Origin of the sequence: Aeromonas sp. 600774, assembly GCF_049175075.1 — a bacterium.
Classification (GTDB): Bacteria; Pseudomonadota; Gammaproteobacteria; order Enterobacterales; family Aeromonadaceae; genus Aeromonas; species Aeromonas veronii_A.
Window position 1 is genome coordinate 1 of record NZ_JAAKUJ010000016.1, and the last position, 17,268, is coordinate 17,268.

The window sequence follows — 17,268 nt, forward strand, 5'->3', positions numbered from 1 at the left end:
CAGGGCAAACTGGTGCGTTGTGTGGCCGGTGAAGTGTTTGATGTAGCGGTAGATATTCGTAAAAGCTCCCCGACCTTTGGGCAATGGGTAGGCGTTCACCTTTCTGGAGAAAACAAGCGACAGCTGTGGATCCCGGAAGGATTTGCGCATGGATTTGTAACCTTGACCGAAACAGCAGATTTTTTATATAAGACAACAAATTATTATTGCAGAGATAGCGACAGAGGTATTCTCTGGAACGATGGGCAACTAGCCATAACATGGTCTGATCAATATATAGATTATCGTCTATCAGACAAAGACCAACAGCAACCTTCATTTATTGATGCTGATCCATTTTTGTAGCCATTTGTCATTTTAGTAATTTGGTTAAATGATAAAAAGATAAGATTTTTGTATTTTTTATATCTTTCCATAAAACAGCCTTTCGGTAGCTATATATCATTTTGAGGAGATGGGAATTTAAATGGCATTCTTAACAGAAGAGCAGCTTAAAAACATTGGATTCAAACATATTGGTGCTAATGTTAAGATAAGTGATAAATGTTCTATTTATAATCCAGAAGAGATCACTATTGATGATAATTCTAGAATAGATGATTTTTGTCTTATTTCTGGTGTAATAAGAATAGGTAAGAATGTTCATATAGCAGCCTATTGTAATTTGGCTGGTGGAATATCAGGTATCACCATGGATGATTTTTCTGGACTTGCATATGGTTGTCATGTTTTCACTCAAAGTGATGACTATTCAGGTGAGACAATGACTAATCCAACTATTCCCAAAAAATTCAAAAAGGAAACATTCAAGGCTGTCTCAATAGGAAAGCATGTAATTGTGGGAACCAAAAGTACTATATTACCAGGTGTTGTTATATCTGAAGGGTGTTCTGTTGGTGCTATGTCGATGGTAACGAAAAGTACTAAGCCATGGGGTATATATTTTGGTATCCCAGCTAAGCGAATCAAAGAGCGAAAAATGGATCTTTTAGAGTTAGAAGAGAAATACATTACTGAGTTGAATAGTAAGTAAAAGGGATTTTTATGAATGTGCTTGTTACTGGTGGTAGTCGAGGGATTGGATTATCCATTGTAAAAAAGATGGCGGCACTAAATCATCGTGTTGTGTATACATATAAAAATACACCTGCACCAGTTGAATTGCCAAATGTGACATCGTATAAGTTGGATCTGACAGAAAAAAAGAGCTGTGATGATCTATATTCATATTTGTCAGATAATGAGTTGATGCCGAATGTGTTGGTAAATAATGCAGGAGTAACTTGCGACAAGCCTTTTCATAAAATGACCAATGACGAATGGCTATCAGTAATTAATGTAAATCTTATATCTTTATTTAATATTACTCAGCCTGTATTTTCTCATATGAGGCTTAACGGATTTGGTAGAATAATAAATATATCTTCTGTTAATGCACATAAAGGACAGTTTGGACAGGTTAATTATTGCGCATCAAAGGCTGGTGTTTTAGGTTTTACAAAAGCCTTAGCTTTAGAAGGTGCCGCTAAAGGGGTAACCGTAAATTCCATATCGCCAGGATATACAGAAACAGATATGATAAATTGTATTAGTGTGGATATCCTTAATAAAATAAAAAAAGATATACCAACTGGACGATTTGCAACACCAGATGAGATTGCAACATTAGTTTGTTTTTTATCTTCAAAAGATGCATCATATATTAATGGCGCTGATTACTCTATTAATGGTGCATTATATTAAATTTATATGACGGTGAGCTAATTATGATTCCATTTAATAAGCCATATTTACATGGTCGAGAAGTAGTTTATATCGCTCAAGCTGTTGCTGCTGGAAAAATTTCTGGCGATGGAGCGTTTACCAAAAAATGTCATGATTTTTTTGAGACGCGTTATGGTTTTAAAAAAGTTTTGATGACTACATCGTGCACAGACGCTTTAGAAATGGCTGCCCTATTGTTAGACATCCAGCCTGGTGATGAAGTTATTGCTCCGTCTTATACGTTTGTCTCGACAGTCAATGCATTCGCGTTGCGAGGAGCGAAAATCATCTTTGCTGATAGCTATGCAGACCACCCAAATATTGATCCTGAACAGCTTGTTAAGCTAATTACTTCCAAAACAAAAGCTATTGTAGTGGTACATTATGCAGGTGTTGCATGTGATATGGATGCAATCATGGCAATTTCTAAGAAATATAATGTTCCTGTGGTGGAAGATGCGGCACAAGCGATAGATAGCTATTACAAAGGGAAACCACTCGGCAGTATTGGTACTTTTGGTACCTTTTCCTTCCATGAAACCAAGAACATAATATCGGGTGAAGGCGGGCTATTAGCTATTAATGATGAGCGGTATATACATCGTGCAGAAATTATCCGTGAGAAAGGAACTAATCGTTCTTCATTCTTTCGTGGTGAAGTTGCTAAATATGGTTGGGTAGACATTGGCTCATCCTTTCTTCCATCTGATATCATTGCTGCTTATCTCTATGCTCAGCTTGAAAATATTGACGCTATTCAGGCAAGGCGAAAAGCGATATGGCAACATTATTATAATAACTTGTCAGTTAAATTGACAAATACTAATATAAAGCTACCTAAAGTGGCTGAGTATGCTACTAATAATGCACATATGTTTTATTTAGTATGTGAAAGCCTTGAGCAACGTACGGCCTTGATAAATCATCTAAAAGATAATGATATACATGCAGTTTTTCATTATTTATCTTTGCATAAAAGTGAATTTTACCAAGACCAATATATAGGCAATGAATTGCCCCATTCGGATTTTTTCACTGACACGTTAGTTCGTCTGCCATTATTCTATGAGTTAACTGATGAACAAGTGGCGTATATTTGCAATCAGATTGGTCTTTTTATTGAGCTGAAATGAGAAAAAAAATATTACATCTTGCCTGCTTAGATAAGTTTATCCCCGGGTTTATAGATATTCTTAAGCGTAATTTCACTGACGAAACCCATACAGTCATAACTTTTGGCGATATAAGCCAATATCACTATGAACAAACACAGACAATGTTTAATTGTCGAAGGGTTAATAGTTTTAGATCTATATTTAAAATAATAAAGTGTTTGCATAATAATGATAAGGTCATATTACATGGACTTTTTTCCCCCCATTTAGTTGCAATGCTGTGCTTCATGCCTTGGTTACATCATAAGTGTTTATGGGTAATTTGGGGGGGCGATTTATATTATCATGAGTTGCCAGTTAAAAATGCTCGTTATCGTGTTATGGAATTGTTTCGGTATTTTTTGATAAGTCGATTAGATGGGTTTATTACTTATATAGAAGGAGATTACCATAAAGCTCAGCAGTGGTATAATGCTAAGGGTCACCGCTATGACTGCATTATGTATAAGAGTAATATTTACAATGGTGGGTACTTAGATTTATCTCGATTAACAAGGAAATATGCAGAAAATACCACTAAGGTAAGTCTGTTAGTGGGAAACTCTGCAGACGTTACTAATAATCATCAACGAATTTTTGATAAACTAGTAAAGCTTGATGTAAATAATCATGTTGACAAGATATATTGCCCATTATCTTATGGTGATTTCGCTTACGCTGAGCAAATTAAGCAACAGGGCGAGGCAATGTTTGGCGACAAGTTTCATGCTCTGATGGATTTTATGTCGTTGGATGAATACAATAAAATACTGGATGAAGTTGACATTGCCGTATTTGCTCATAATCGGCAACAGGCAATGGGTAATGCGATTAATCTGCTGGGACGTGGTAAAACTCTTTATATGTGCGCTGATACCAGTTCTTATGATTTATTCACCAAGCTGGATATAAAAGTTTTTTCACTAGATAACTTGGAGCTAAAGCCTCAAGAACCTAAAATATCGCTCTCAAATAACGAAAAGATACGCAATTATTTTAGTGAGGATAATTTGGTTAAGCAGCTGAAAGAAATATTTTCGTAACTGTTTGAAGTCAAACGCTAACGTAAAAAAGACGGTTATATGACACCTCAAAAAATATTCTTTTTTGCTATTGGCCCCGTTGGTGGAGCATTATTCGGGATCATTTCACTCCCGATAATTGCTTGGATTTTTAGCCAAGAGGATGTGGGTAGGATGGCATTGCTTAATGTCGTGTTGAGTTTTGCGACATTATTTTTTACTCTTGGCTTAGATCAAGCTTATGTTCGTGAATTTCATGAGGCAGATAACAAATCATTATTATTAAAAACTACAGTGGTACCTGGTTTAATATTACTGGTAGCCACCCTGGCTGTAAGCTTGATATTTGGCCCATTATTATCCAAAATTATATTTGGTCTAGACTCTATTGGAGTTAGCTGGTTACTTGCAATCGCATTATTTTGCAGTTTCTTGTCGCGATTTTTGTCACTAGTATTACGAATGAATGAGCGTGGTCTAGCATTCTCAATGAGCCAGCTATTACCTAAAGCTTTCTTACTCGTCATTATTCTTTTTTTTCTATTATTTGATTTTGCCAAAACATTTGAATGTCTTTTGCTGGCTAATACATTGGCAATCATGTTGGCTTTTTCTATTTTTGCTTGGAATACTCGTAGTGAATGGTACCAGAGTTTTTTTGAGAAAGTAAACATATTACAGTTGCAAAAAATGTTAAGCTTTGGTTTTCCATTAATTCTGGGTGGTCTTGCTTTTTGGGGAATGACCTCACTGGATAGAATCCTATTAAGTCGATGGAGTAGTTATAGCGAGCTGGCTATTTATTCTGTTTCGGTCAGTTTCGCTGCAGCAGCCACAATTTTTCAGTCTGTATTCTCTACTGTATGGGCTCCGATGGTCTACAAGTGGGCAAGTAAAGACGAAGGGTATGATAAGATCACAATGGTTGGCCGTTATACCGTACTGTTTGTTGTCATTATCTTTTGTTTAGCTGGGATGCTGTCATGGATAATATCTTTTTTCTTACCTGCTCAATACTCTTCGGTACAATGGATATTGGTCGCTTGTCTAGCCTATCCGTTATTTTATACACTATCGGAAACTACCGTTGTTGGGATTGGTATTGCACGTAAATCAGCATATTCAATGTTAGCATGTATCTTGGCACTTTTAGTTAACATAACGTGCAACTTTTTTTTAATTCCTAGTTTTGGTGCAGCTGGTGCAGCCAGTAGTACAGCTGTATCATTTTGGGCATTTCTTGTGTTTAGAACTGAGTTCTCGATCTATGTCTGGAAATCCTTGCCAAGGTTTAGAATGTATATTTATACATTGTTAGCTGTCATAGGTTCTATTATTGGCTCGTTAAAGCAGGCTAGTGCTGCTCCATATATATATTGTTTTTGGTTTGGATTATTATTGTTCTGTATTTTTGATTACAGGCATGAAGTAAAAATGTCAATCAATAAAATTGCTAAAACAATAAGCCATTATTCATAATGTTTTTTAAAATGCGATATAAAAAACTTCATTGATTAACTATTTCTAATGTTACCAATTGTCACGTTGATGTAAACTTCATTAAATTTGGAACTAAATATGCAATCCGCAAAAATATCGATTATTGGTCTTGGGTATGTGGGATTACCACTGGCTGTAGAATTTGGAAAAAATTTTGATGTTGTGGGCTTTGATATCAATAAAGAACGCGTACTGCAACTGCAGAAGGGAATTGATCTTACTAAAGAATGTACCTCCGAAGAGTTGAGTGAAGCAACCCGCTTGATATATAGCTACAATATCGAAAGTATTAAAGATTCCAACGTCTATATAGTTACTGTCCCAACACCAGTAGATAAACATTTCAAGCCGGACTTGACGCCATTATTGAAGGCAAGCCAAATGATTGGTTCGGTAATATCAAAAGGGGATATTGTTATCTATGAATCTACGGTTTACCCGGGAGCTACAGAAGATGACTGCATTCCTGAAATTGAACGTGTTTCTGGACTGAAGTTCAATCAAGACTTCTTTGCCGGTTATAGCCCAGAGCGAATCAATCCGGGTGACAAGATAAATCGTCTTACTACAATTAAGAAAATTACCTCAGGCTCCACCCCTGACGTTGCTGAATTTGTTGATAAGTTATATCGTTCTATTATCACTGCGGGTACATTTAAAGCTACATCAATCAGAGTTGCCGAAGCTGCAAAGGTTATCGAAAATACCCAACGTGATGTGAACATCGCCCTGATGAACGAATTCGCCATGATGTTCAACAAGATGAATATCAACGTATCTGATGTTTTAGATGCGGCAGGTACAAAATGGAACTTCATTAAATTGACCCCTGGGTTGGTAGGCGGACACTGCATTGGGGTTGATCCATATTATTTATTGCAGAAAGCTAACGAGTTCAATTACTCACCGGACATGATCCGTTCTGCACGAGAAATAAATAATGGAATGGCGGGTTTTGTTAGTGACCAAATAATTTCTGGCATGGTGAGAAAAGGAATGATTGTTCCTGGCTCTGACCTTCTCATACTCGGTTTTACATTCAAAGAAAATTGCCCTGATATTAGAAATACTAAAGTGATCGATGTTTATAATACATTGCAAAAATATAACCTGAATATAGATGTTTTCGATCCCGTAGCTAATTCAGATGAAGTATATACTGAATATGGCATTCGAATGATTGATAAACTGGAGCCAGAGAAAAAATATGATGTAGTTGCTCTAATGGTGCCTCATGATATATTTATTCATGATCATGAACTCTATCATTGTGTTAAACCTTGTGGTTTCGTGTATGACTTGAAATCAAAGCTAATGAATCTTAATAGCATTGATAAAATCGTATTATAGCAATAATTTTTTGGGGTATATGATATACCCCACTTTTTATCTCCAAGAGAATGCTGGCTATGTTTGATATACTGTTTATTCCATATCGTGATCTCTATTTTTGGCATTGCTATGGTTCTGCAGTGCGTGATCTTCAATTTCTAGAAGTGCTATCAGATAATAAACATGTAAATAGTATTACTGTTCTAAACAGGCCCGTCAGTTTATATGAAAGAATCTTGAATAAAAGAAAACAAAAATTTAATTATGACAGTGTTAACGTAATTGATGTTACTAGCTTTGACTTACTTGGGCCACTGAAGAAACGAGCATGGACAGTTGGTTGTTATAATGAGCATGTTGATTTGTTTGTTAGTAACTATTGCCAACATGGTAACAATACTCTACTGGTTATAGACTTCACACCCTTTGCGATATTTCCTTTGGTTCAGTCTGACAGAGTTATGTATTGGTACGATATGATAGACAATTTCACCAAACATAACTGTTTTAGCGAGCAAGAGAAAAGATTGGTTGATCTGAAATATCAGTATGTTGCCGCCAATTATCATTTTATGACAGCTGTCAGTGGCGCCGCAGCCCATGCCATCACCAAGCATCGTATGCTTAACTTTGATATTGTACCAAACGGCGTTTTCACGAGTAAATTTTCCGATCGTGTTCAGTGTAATAAAGCGGCAGAGTATGATTTTGGGTTTGTTGGTTTTGTGACTGACAAGTTTGATGTGGATTTTGTCTGTTCTTTGGCTAAACGATATAGCGTTGTTGTATACGGTGAAGTATATGATAAAAGTGTGTCCAATAAATTACGCAGTAATGGCGTACATATTAAAGGACGTTTTACATATAATGAATTACCACGTTTAATATCCTCGTTCAAAATTGGATTATTACCGTACTTGGCTGAGAAAAGTCATGATGGTTCCCCGCTTAAACTATATGAATACCTGAAGAATAATACACCATGTATAACATCAATAAATTACGAATATAATTCGATGTTTATAGTTAATTACAATGAGTCAACAGATCTTGATGCTGATATAAAATTGCTAGAGAAAACAAGTGGCGATAATTCTATCTCTCATAGTATCCCAGATGAGGCCTATTTTTCTACGCGTCTTGAGAATTCGATGAATATATTAATGAATGAGGGTTCTTGTGATAAATAAAAGTCACTTTGAAATAATATTCACTATTTCTTTTATTTTGAGCTGTGTATTTCCTATATTCCCTACTTATACCAATGGTATGATGTATCATGTGCTTGGAATAAGCTTGCTACCAGTATTGACTCTGCCATTTTTTTTAAAAGTAAAGCTCAGTGATTTTATAGCTTTTTTGATTTTTTTCCTAATTTTTTTAGTGGCTACATGTATCACATTCATAAATTCTAATAATGATGCATCAGATGTGTTTTCTGGATTGAAAATCATTTATTTTTTGTTATATTCAATCGTCGGTTATGTGTATGGTTATATTGTTGAGTCACCTAATGAAAAATTTAAAAAAGTATATGTTTGTGTATTGATCATATCTATGTTAGTTTCATTTGTTGAAATTTACATTCCAGGAATAAGTTTCTTTTTATATAAAAGAGAATCACTAGATATCTTATCTGATAAGCTGACTTCTCTGTTTAATACAACGTATCACTACGCATTCTTTCTTTTTTGGGGACTTTGTTTTTATTTTACTAGATTTTGCTATCTAGTAGAAAAACGAGTTGAAGTTAAATCATACTTTGTGAATTTCATGATTGCTGTAGTAATATTTGTTCTGATTTTTTTGACACAAAGTAGAAATTTTATATTGGTCTCATCCATTCTTATTTCAATTAAGGTGTTCAATCTCTTTGTGAGAAGAGTTTATGACTTCAAAGTAATATTCTTCATATTAATGGCTTTGGTAGTAGGTAGCTCATTCTTAAATTATTTTTCAACTGAAATTGAAACTCGATTTTTATATGTAGTGTCCGGTATAAATTATTTAATTTCTGGCGGTTTGGATTTTTCTGGTGGTGGTTCTGGTTCTTTTAATACCAGAATTAATCAGATTTTATTCGCATGGGATGCGATATCATCCAATCCATTGTTTGGGGTTGGGGTTGGGAAAGATATTTATTTAGAATCGATATATGCTTATTTACTGTATAAGTATGGGGTTGTGGGCTTAGTAACATTTATAACTATTATTATTATTCTGTCATGTATATCAAAGAGAGCTGAACTCATAGTTAATAATTTAGATGATAAAGTATTTTTCAACTCTTGTTTCTGGTTCTTTTCTCTTTCGCCAATATATTTCTTAAGCGGTCCACTGTTTGAAGTGCCTAAGCTATCTATGTTTTTCTATTGTTTGATTGGTCTTTTGGTTGGATCTTATCGGAAATATAGAATAATTAATGGTGCTTTCCTCTCCAAAACGCTTTCCCAAAAATATTGATTTCAAAGTTATAGGGTGTGCAATGAAATGAAAAGAGTCTATATTGTTGGTACTGTAGGTGTCCCGGCGTGCTATGGTGGCTTTGAGTCTTTAGTGCAGAACCTTGTTGATTATCAGTCGGAAAGTATAAATTATCATATTTTTTGCTCTTCTTACTCCTATCAGACAAAATCTGAAAATTATAAAGATGCTTCGTTGTTATATCTCCCGATCAAGGCTAATGGGGTCTCTAGTATACCTTATGATATATTAAGTCTGATAATTTGCCTTAAGAAAAAACCTGATGTCACATTGATATTGGGGGTCTCTGGTTGTTTGTTTTTACCCATCTATCGGTTGTTTAGTTCGTCACGTATTGTTACGAATATTGATGGACTGGAGTGGCGGCGCGACAAGTGGGGATGGCTGACGAAAAAATTTTTGAAATTTTCGGAAAAACTTGCCGTTCGTTTTTCAGATGCTGTCGTATCAGATAATCAGGGTATCGCTGATTATGTAATGGATGAATATGGTGTTGTCAGTGAGGTCATAGCTTATGGTGGAGACCATGCATTACAAGTCGAACATCAGGAAAATTATGTCAAAGATGATTTTTATCTTTCACTTTGTCGGATAGAGCCTGAGAATAATATTGAATTGATCCTGACTGCCTTTTCTAAATCTAGAGAGAAATTGTGCTTCATTGGTAACTGGGAGGCAAGTGAATATGGTCGTGCGCTTAAAAGCAGGTTTTCGCATTATGAAAATATAGAGATTGTTGATCCTATTTATGATATCTCCGTACTCTATAAGATGAGAAGGCAATGTAAGGGATACGTGCATGGTCATTCTGCTGGGGGTACCAATCCTTCTTTGGTTGAAGCCATGCAATTTGGCATGCCAATATATGCATTTGATTGTATTTTCAATCGCTATACTACAGATAACAGTGCTCTATATTTTAATAGCATAGAAACGTTGCGCCAGCTTATTGAAAAGTATGATGAACATGTAGTTCATTCCGGGGAGAGGATGAGGCAAATTGCAAATGATAAATATCAATGGCGTAGTGTAGTCGATAAATATGAACAGCTTTTCGTTTAATCGTTTTATTGATGCTGATTTTAATTGCTTAATTTATTAGGGGCTGGCTTTTATTTTTGATTGAATTGATTTTATTTCTAACCATATATTTATATCTTTCTTTGGTGGCATAGAATGGAATATGCAATTTTTTTCATCACAGCATTTATATGCTTGTTTTTTTTACGAAAGATGGCAAAAAAAATAAATCTAGTTGACCGGCCTAATGAGCGAAAACTACACCAAGGTGCAGTTCCTTTGGTTGGTGGGATTTCTATCTATTTGACTTTGATGTTGGCGTTATGGTTCAAACCTGATTTATTAACTAGTTCAGATATCTATGTCTTATGTGCTTCCGTCTTGGTTATCATGGGTGCAATAGACGATAAATATGATGTTGACTATCGTATCCGCTTGGTCGTGCAGATATTAATATCTTGTACCATGATCTTTGGCGCTGGACTTTCTCTAAAAAGTTTGGGGGGGTTAGCCTTTGGCCATGAAATTGTATTAGGGCCTCTTGGTTATATTGTGACTGTTTTTGCCGTTCTGGGCGCCATCAATGCTTTTAATATGGTTGATGGTATCGATGGCTTGCTAGGTGGATTAACTCTAGTCACCTTTGGTGGGTTAGCGTACCTTAATTATATTGACGAACAGTTATTATTAGCTCGGTTTTGTCTATTGATGATGATCGTTGTCATCCCCTATGTCATTCTTAATCTGGGATTTCCTTTTGGAACGCGTCGCAAGGTTTTTATGGGGGATGCTGGAAGTATGCTGATAGGCTTTACAGTTATCTGGACCTTGCTACAAGGTACGCAAGGTCCTAAAGCGCAGATGTATCCTGTCACAGCATTATGGTTAATTGCTATACCGTTGATTGATATGGTAGCGATTATGATTAGGCGCATTCGTAAAGGACACTCCCCCTTTAAACCTGACAGAGAACATTTACATCATATATGTATGCGCGCGGGGTTATCTCCTAATCAGGCGTTGTGCTTTATTTGTTTTTTGGCAACAGTATGTGCTGTAATTGGTATTTACTTCGAGTCAATACGAGCTCCTGAATTATTAAGTTTTATTCTTTTTTTATGTTTTTTTATGCTCTATTTGTGGGGGTTGAATTCAATATGGCGTTTTTTAGCTTGGATTAGACGGAAACAATGAGTTTTAGTTAACTGGGCACTCATGTTATTTTAGACCAGTCCTTGTGCATATATCGAATTGTTTGAGTTGCTACATACTGAAATGCCTGTATCTTTTGTTTTAACCTAACGTGAGACAGTGATGAAAGAAAAAAGTCCAGATGTACCGGCACAGTGGGTAGTACCTGCTGCTTCTGATGAGATTGATTTTCGTGAGCTGATGCTGGTGTTGTGGCGCCAGAAGCTGCTGATAGTGCTTATTGCTGGCGTATTTGCAGTGTGTGGTATCTCTTATGCGTTGTTGGCTCCGCAGCAGTGGTCAGCTTCGGCAGTGGTTGCAGAGCCTAAGCCGGAGGACATGACTCCGATGCTGAAAGTGGCAAAGCATGCAACTGCATTGGGTCTTGGCGGTTTTCCCAGTGGTAAAGATCTACACCAGGAATTTATTCTGGAGTTCAACAGTTACGAGAATCGCCGTAACTATCTCAAAGCCAGCCCTTTATTTGCAGAGGTTGTAAAAAACCATGGGTTAGATAGCAAGGCGCAGGTGCGTTGGCTGCGCGACTGGAGTAAATCCGTCACGGCTCAGCCCGTAGATAAGAAGGGGGAGGTGCCGGGTGTTGAGCTCAAGTTTGCGGCCCCCACTTCCGAAAGGTCGCTGGCAATGTTGAAAGGGTATGTTGACTACATTGTCAAGCTGCAACAAAAGCAGTTGATACACCGACTCACTGAACAGCGTGATCTGCAGTTGGATGGCATGAAAACTGAGTACCTGATCATGCAGGAGGACACTAAACGTGCCCTGCAACAGGAAATAGTAGAATTGGCGATGGCTAACAAAGTAGCCAAAGCGGCTGGAGTCAGTGCTCCATTGGAAAATTATAACGTTCGGGATCGTCTCCTCATTTCTTTGGGTTCGAAAGGTTTGGAGGAAAAACTGTCATTACTGAAATCTATCGACCTTGAGGTTTATCAACCCAAATTGCAGTCTCTGCAGGTAAAGATGGCACGTTTAAAAAGCATATCTTTGGACGGTATTTCATTTCGTCCTTTCTCCTATCTTGATGCTCCAGATGAAGCCCTTAGCCGTGACAAGCCGAAACGTCCCTTGATTGTGGTGTTGGCGACCCTGCTTGGAGGAATGGTTGGTATTGGTATTGTTCTGATTCGCCATGCATTTCGCCGACCAGAAGAGGCATAATAGGAATCGTTGATGTAATCGAGGGGGCAATGTGCCCCCTCTCTTTTTGTCTGTATCTTGTATGCCCTTTCAATAATGGGTGGGCCTAAGGAGCTGGGCTGTGATGTTAACGCGAATCATGATGGTTTTATGTGCGCTCTATTGGTTGCTGGGGATGCATTTTTTTATGCATAACCCGGGAGGCGCTGGGCTCTATCTGCCGTTTAACGCATGGGGATGGATATTTGCCTCGCTGGCAATTGGGTTGGGGTTGTGGCAAGTGACTTTACGCCAACGTTTGGTCTTTTCTCGACTACAAGCGGCTTTATGGATTGGTGCACTTTTGCTTCTGCTTCCCATGTTCTATCCAGGATTTCCACTCAAGGATTATGCTATGCCCAGATTATTGGGGCTATTTGCTGGTCTCTTGTTTTTATTCGGTCTGTATCAATGGCGCTTTAAACGGTTACAGCGTGATCGCTTGCTCTATCTCGTCTTGATTGCGATCGCAATGGAAGCTGCTCTTGGTCTTGTACAGTTCTATTTGTTGACGCCAGGTAACTGGATTGGCTACGACACCAACGCAAATCGTCCGTACGGGATCTTTCAACAGCCAAATGTGATGGCGACCTTTATGGCCACCGGGATTGCGTTGGCCATTTGGCTGGTGCTACGCGGCAATGATCACGTTTGGTTGCGAAGGGTTAGCTATGGGGTGATTTTGGCCGCAAGCCTGTTGTTGATTGTGCTGCAGTCTCGGGTGGGGCAGCTTGGGGGATTGCTAGCATTTATTCTGCTTGGACCCCAGTTGCATCGTCAACGTTTATTGGTACGAATGCTCGGCCTGGTCTTGCTGGGAGCAGTTCTTGGATTCGCTTCTCAGTATTGGGTGTCAGGTGTGAGTCGGGGGATGAATGAATATCTTTCGGGTGGTGCCCGGTCAGATATCTGGCCTTTTACGTTTCGTTTACTTTTTCAGAACTGGTTACTGGGAGTCGGATATGGTGGATTTGAATCTGCATTCTTCCACGCATACACAGAGGCTCGGCAGGTAGATCCAAATATTGGAATGGTAATTTACAACCTCGACCACCCCCACAACGAGTTTCTCTATTGGTCTGTTGAGGGGGGCATTGCCCCCATGGTTGGCATAGTGATCATGGGAGGGGCATTGTTGTGGCGTCTGGCGAAGGTTCGTTGGGTAAATGCCATGGCACTGCTTGCCCTGGTTACACCGATATTGCTCCATACCCAGACGGAATATCCCTTTTACCATGCGATCGTGTTGTGGTGGTTGTTGCTGACGCTGATTTATGTCGTTGACAGCGAGATTGAAGAAACCTGTCTTGTGCGTTGTGGTAGATCATCGTGGTGGGATATGGGGTATCGTCCCTGGTTGTTGTTGCGATTTATTGCAATAGCCATTCCTTTATTGGTTGTCCCATTTATGCTGACTGCCCTTCATACCGCTTGGGTCGTCACCAAATACGAGCGAGGAGGTTATAAAGAGCCGACGCTGTTGCTGGAGATTATCAATCCTATGGCATGGCTGACACGAGTAGAGTTTGATGTAAACGCTGTCCGTCTAATGGTCGGTTTGCAGACACACAACAAGGCTGAACTGGAGGCTTATCTGGAGTGGGGGCAGGCCTTTGTACGTCATACTCCACGTGCCAACATATACGCCAATATGGTGATCGCACTTAACGCACTAGGTCGCAAAGAGGCTGCTAATGCGATGCGTCTAGAAGCTCTCAAACTCTATCCTTCTGAGCCTCTTCTCACTGGTTCTGTAGCGACATCGGTGACCAGTAGTGTTGAGCAATCGGTACAAAGTAATGCTCTCGCTAATTAGCGTAATCTAACAAAAGGTTAAAGCCTGTTATGTTCAAATGCAGGCTTTTCATGTTTCTTCAGACATATGAAATCATTATCGAAAGCATTCTAACACTATGATTTCAATGGTTAAATTTTATGGTTGCTTGAGTTTTTTCTGCAAACAAGTTACTTGCTAGTTTTAGTATTTCACCTGATGAATATCAAGGTTGCTGTGGTTTGACATATTTGGACCTACTATAACGGGAGTCTTCTGATAGAGCGTAATGGGGTATTAATGAGCCCTATGATATTTGAGGTCATAATCCATCAGAGGGAGGGGGGATTGCGATCACAACGGAGCATTGATTTGTTATCACGCTTCGTGTCAAGAGAGCATAGTGAGTACAAAATAAAAAATAATACAAATACAGAAAAACAGTATGTTGTTATCAATTGTCCATGCTATTCTGACACGGTAATCCCTGTGATCGATTTTTTGTGAGGAAATAATGAACGAGTTTCTGAAAGTTCTGCTGAACATTCGCAGTCTGCGTGCGGCTATTCGTGAGCTGCCGTTTGAGCAACTGCTGGAAGCTAAAGAGAAGTTTGACCTGGTTTACCAAGAGCGCGCCGATTCTGTCGAACAGGAGCGTGCTGAACAGGAAGAGCGTCAGCGCAAGCTGAATGAATTCACCGAAATGTTGCAGCAGGCTGGTATTGATCCTCGCGAGCTGCTGGCGACTGCCGCTGCTCCGGCTGCTGCGACTGGCGCAGCCAAGAGCAAGCGTGCTCCGCGTCCGGCTAAATACAAGTACGAAGAAGATGGCCAGGAAAAAACCTGGACCGGTCAAGGCCGTATGCCGAAAGCCATTGCTGCTCAAGTAGCTCTGGGTAAAGACTTGAACGATTTCCTGATCTAATTCGTCAGGTTCCGAGATTGAATAATGCCGCCCTTGGGCGGCATTATTTTTGCCGTTTTACTCGTGGTTATCCAATCAGCCCCTTCGCCCCACTGTTATCTACATCCTCGCTTGTATCCTTTTTACCGTCGTTTCACTTCACTGTTACTTTGCTCAATATCACTCATTGTTCGCGATTAACTTTGTCGTGCAGGATTAACTGCGTGATATCGCTATTTGTATGCGTCGCGCAGATATGCGCTTCGGATATGTCTCTCACGATTCACGGGGCGCCGCTCGGCAAGAGCCAAGCTCTCTGCTGATTGAATATCCGGTAACCGTTATCTCTGGTCAGGGAGCGTGAGGGATAGAGATAGCTGTAAGGTATGGCCGGTATATTCTGGGTCACCGATGCATGTAATTGACTGCGCTGCCATGACTGCCCCTGATAATGGGCAATGAAGTTCGGCTGCAGTGTGGGAGAGGAAATTCTGTATGGTCTATGGCGATGATATTCCCCACTCTGCCGGCAGAGTGGGGAATGGCTAGGTGAAGCGCTATCGGGGCGTCACGCTATCGCTGCCACCCAGGGCGCGATAGATTTTGGCTGTGGTGGTGAGCTGCTCTTTTTGCTGGGCCAGCAGGCTCTGCTGGGCATCCCACAGTCGGTTCTGCTCATCAAGCCAAGCCTGTACACCGGTCGCACCCGCCTGGAAGCGAGCCTTGGCCAGTCGTTCGGCCTCCTGGGCATAACTCAGTTGTTCCTGCAGATAATCGAGTCGCTGCTGGCCATAGTGGCGTGCGGCCAGATTGTCTTCCACCTCCACCAGTGCGGTGTAGAGCTGTTTGCGAAACTCGGTTTCAGCGATCTGGTAATCCAGCTCTGAGCTTTCGATGGCGAGCTGGGTGCGGTTGTATTCAAGGAAGGGGAGGGCGAGGCTGGCTCCCAGCGTACCTACCGGATTTTGCAGCACCTGCGCCAATCTATCGGATGCGGTGCTGGCGCTGCCGGTCAGGGTCAGGCTGGGGTAGAAGTTGGTGCGGATCTCGTCCCCCTTTGCCAGCGTCTTGCGCAGCCGCAATTCGGCCGCTTTGACATCGGGGCGGCGTGCCAGCACATCAGCCGGGATACCCACCGCAAGTTCAGGGATGGTCTGGTTTGCAAGGGAAGCGGGTGCATACTCCAGTGGCCCGCTGCTGCGTCCCAGCAGCAGACGCAGGGCATTGCGAGCCTGCTCCTGCTGCGCCTTGAGGGAGGCCAGCTCAGCCTGTTTTCCGGCCAACTGTTGGCGTGCCTGCGCCAGATCGAGCCGGGTAATGGCGCCAGCCTGGTATTTGGTCTGGGTCAGCTGCTCGGTTCGGGTCAGGTTGGCCAGCTGCTGTTCTCCGAGCGCGATGGCAGAGCCGAGATAGCCGAGCTGCCAATACTGCTCCAGGGTATTGCCGATCAGCAGCAGTCGGGTGCTGGCGAGGTCCTGTTCGCTTGCCGCTGCTTCCCAGCTTGCCTGATCTCGCACCGAGGCAAGCTTGCCCCACAAATCCACTTCGTAACTGAGGCTCAGCGAGGGGCCCAGACTGTTGGTGTCTTTGCCGGTTTTCAGATCCTTGTTGCCACTGGCTGCGATAGTGCCATTGACCGAGGGGGTGAGGTTGGTATCGGCCTGCTCGGCGCCCAGACGGGCGCTTTTGAGCTTGAGGGCCGCCACACGCATGTCAGGGTTGGCGGCCAGTACAGCGTCGACCAGCTTGTCGAGCCGGGGATCATGAAATTCCTGCCACCAGGGGCCAGCCTGCGCAGCCAGTTGGGCGCCCTCTGCTTGTTGCCATGCTGGAGCGATCGCCAGCTCGGGCCTTTGATAGGTGCTGTGCTGACTACAGCCGCTGAGGGCCATAGAGAGAGCCAGCCAGGAGAGTTTGTGCATT

15 protein-coding genes are annotated in these 17,268 nt (G+C 40.8%); 14 read left to right on the top strand and 1 reads right to left on the bottom strand.

Features of this window, described 5'->3' with window-relative positions; genetic code table 11:
• From rfbC to G5171_RS17120, 14 genes are all read left to right on the top strand, one after another.
• The coding region (gene rfbC, locus G5171_RS17055; RefSeq protein ID WP_421260474.1) for a dTDP-4-dehydrorhamnose 3,5-epimerase at positions 1–345 on the top strand (345 nt) is incomplete at its 5' end.
• Positions 346–466: 121 nt separating this feature from the next.
• Complete coding sequence (locus G5171_RS17060) at positions 467–1,033, top strand: acyltransferase (protein WP_408138761.1); 567 nt, start codon at positions 467–469, stop codon at positions 1,031–1,033.
• A gap of 11 nt (positions 1,034–1,044) precedes the next feature.
• The gene (locus tag G5171_RS17065; RefSeq protein ID WP_408750499.1) at positions 1,045–1,743 is read left to right on the top strand and encodes an SDR family NAD(P)-dependent oxidoreductase; all 699 of its coding nucleotides are present in this window, start codon (positions 1,045–1,047) and stop codon (positions 1,741–1,743) included.
• A gap of 23 nt (positions 1,744–1,766) precedes the next feature.
• Positions 1,767–2,897: a dTDP-4-amino-4,6-dideoxygalactose transaminase gene (rffA, locus tag G5171_RS17070; RefSeq protein ID WP_408750497.1), complete on the top strand. Its 1,131-nt coding sequence runs from the start codon at positions 1,767–1,769 to the stop codon at positions 2,895–2,897.
• Entirely contained in the window at positions 2,894–3,961 is a 1,068-nt protein-coding gene (locus G5171_RS17075) for a TDP-N-acetylfucosamine:lipid II N-acetylfucosaminyltransferase (RefSeq protein ID WP_421260475.1), read from the top strand. Before rffA ends, G5171_RS17075 begins: the two co-directional genes overlap by 4 nt.
• A gap of 39 nt (positions 3,962–4,000) precedes the next feature.
• The gene (locus tag G5171_RS17080; protein ID WP_421251141.1) at positions 4,001–5,419 is read left to right on the top strand and encodes a lipopolysaccharide biosynthesis protein; all 1,419 of its coding nucleotides are present in this window, start codon (positions 4,001–4,003) and stop codon (positions 5,417–5,419) included.
• 99 nt (positions 5,420–5,518) lie between these two features.
• Positions 5,519–6,790, top strand: a complete 1,272-nt coding sequence (locus G5171_RS17085; protein WP_337073617.1) for a nucleotide sugar dehydrogenase — start codon at positions 5,519–5,521, stop codon at positions 6,788–6,790.
• Positions 6,791–6,849: 59 nt separating this feature from the next.
• Entirely contained in the window at positions 6,850–7,962 is a 1,113-nt protein-coding gene (locus G5171_RS17090; RefSeq protein WP_421251140.1) for a hypothetical protein, read from the top strand.
• Complete coding sequence (locus G5171_RS17095) at positions 7,952–9,235, top strand: O-antigen ligase family protein (RefSeq protein WP_421251139.1); 1,284 nt, start codon at positions 7,952–7,954, stop codon at positions 9,233–9,235. Before G5171_RS17090 ends, G5171_RS17095 begins: the two co-directional genes overlap by 11 nt.
• Positions 9,236–9,262: 27 nt before the next feature.
• Positions 9,263–10,318, top strand: coding sequence for a DUF1972 domain-containing protein (locus G5171_RS17100; protein WP_421251138.1), 1,056 nt, complete (start codon positions 9,263–9,265; stop codon positions 10,316–10,318).
• 114 nt (positions 10,319–10,432) lie between these two features.
• Positions 10,433–11,470, top strand: coding sequence for a UDP-N-acetylglucosamine--undecaprenyl-phosphate N-acetylglucosaminephosphotransferase (gene wecA / locus G5171_RS17105; RefSeq protein WP_337073613.1), 1,038 nt, complete (start codon positions 10,433–10,435; stop codon positions 11,468–11,470).
• Between the two features lie 120 nt (positions 11,471–11,590).
• On the top strand, positions 11,591–12,649 hold the full coding sequence (locus G5171_RS17110) for an LPS O-antigen chain length determinant protein WzzB (protein ID WP_421251137.1): 1,059 nt from the start codon (positions 11,591–11,593) through the stop codon (positions 12,647–12,649).
• Between the two features lie 103 nt (positions 12,650–12,752).
• Positions 12,753–14,483, top strand: a complete 1,731-nt coding sequence (locus G5171_RS17115; RefSeq protein ID WP_421251136.1) for a Wzy polymerase domain-containing protein — start codon at positions 12,753–12,755, stop codon at positions 14,481–14,483.
• Between the two features lie 472 nt (positions 14,484–14,955).
• Positions 14,956–15,366 carry an H-NS family nucleoid-associated regulatory protein gene (locus G5171_RS17120; protein ID WP_005344269.1) on the top strand — a complete coding sequence of 137 codons (411 nt, stop codon included), beginning with the start codon at positions 14,956–14,958 and terminating at the stop codon, positions 15,364–15,366.
• Between the two features lie 536 nt (positions 15,367–15,902).
• On the opposite strand, the gene G5171_RS17125 is transcribed toward G5171_RS17120, so the two are convergent.
• Positions 15,903–17,267 carry an efflux transporter outer membrane subunit gene (locus tag G5171_RS17125; RefSeq protein ID WP_421260476.1) on the bottom strand — a complete coding sequence of 455 codons (1,365 nt, stop codon included), beginning with the start codon at positions 17,265–17,267 and terminating at the stop codon, positions 15,903–15,905.
• Position 17,268 lies beyond the last annotated feature (1 nt).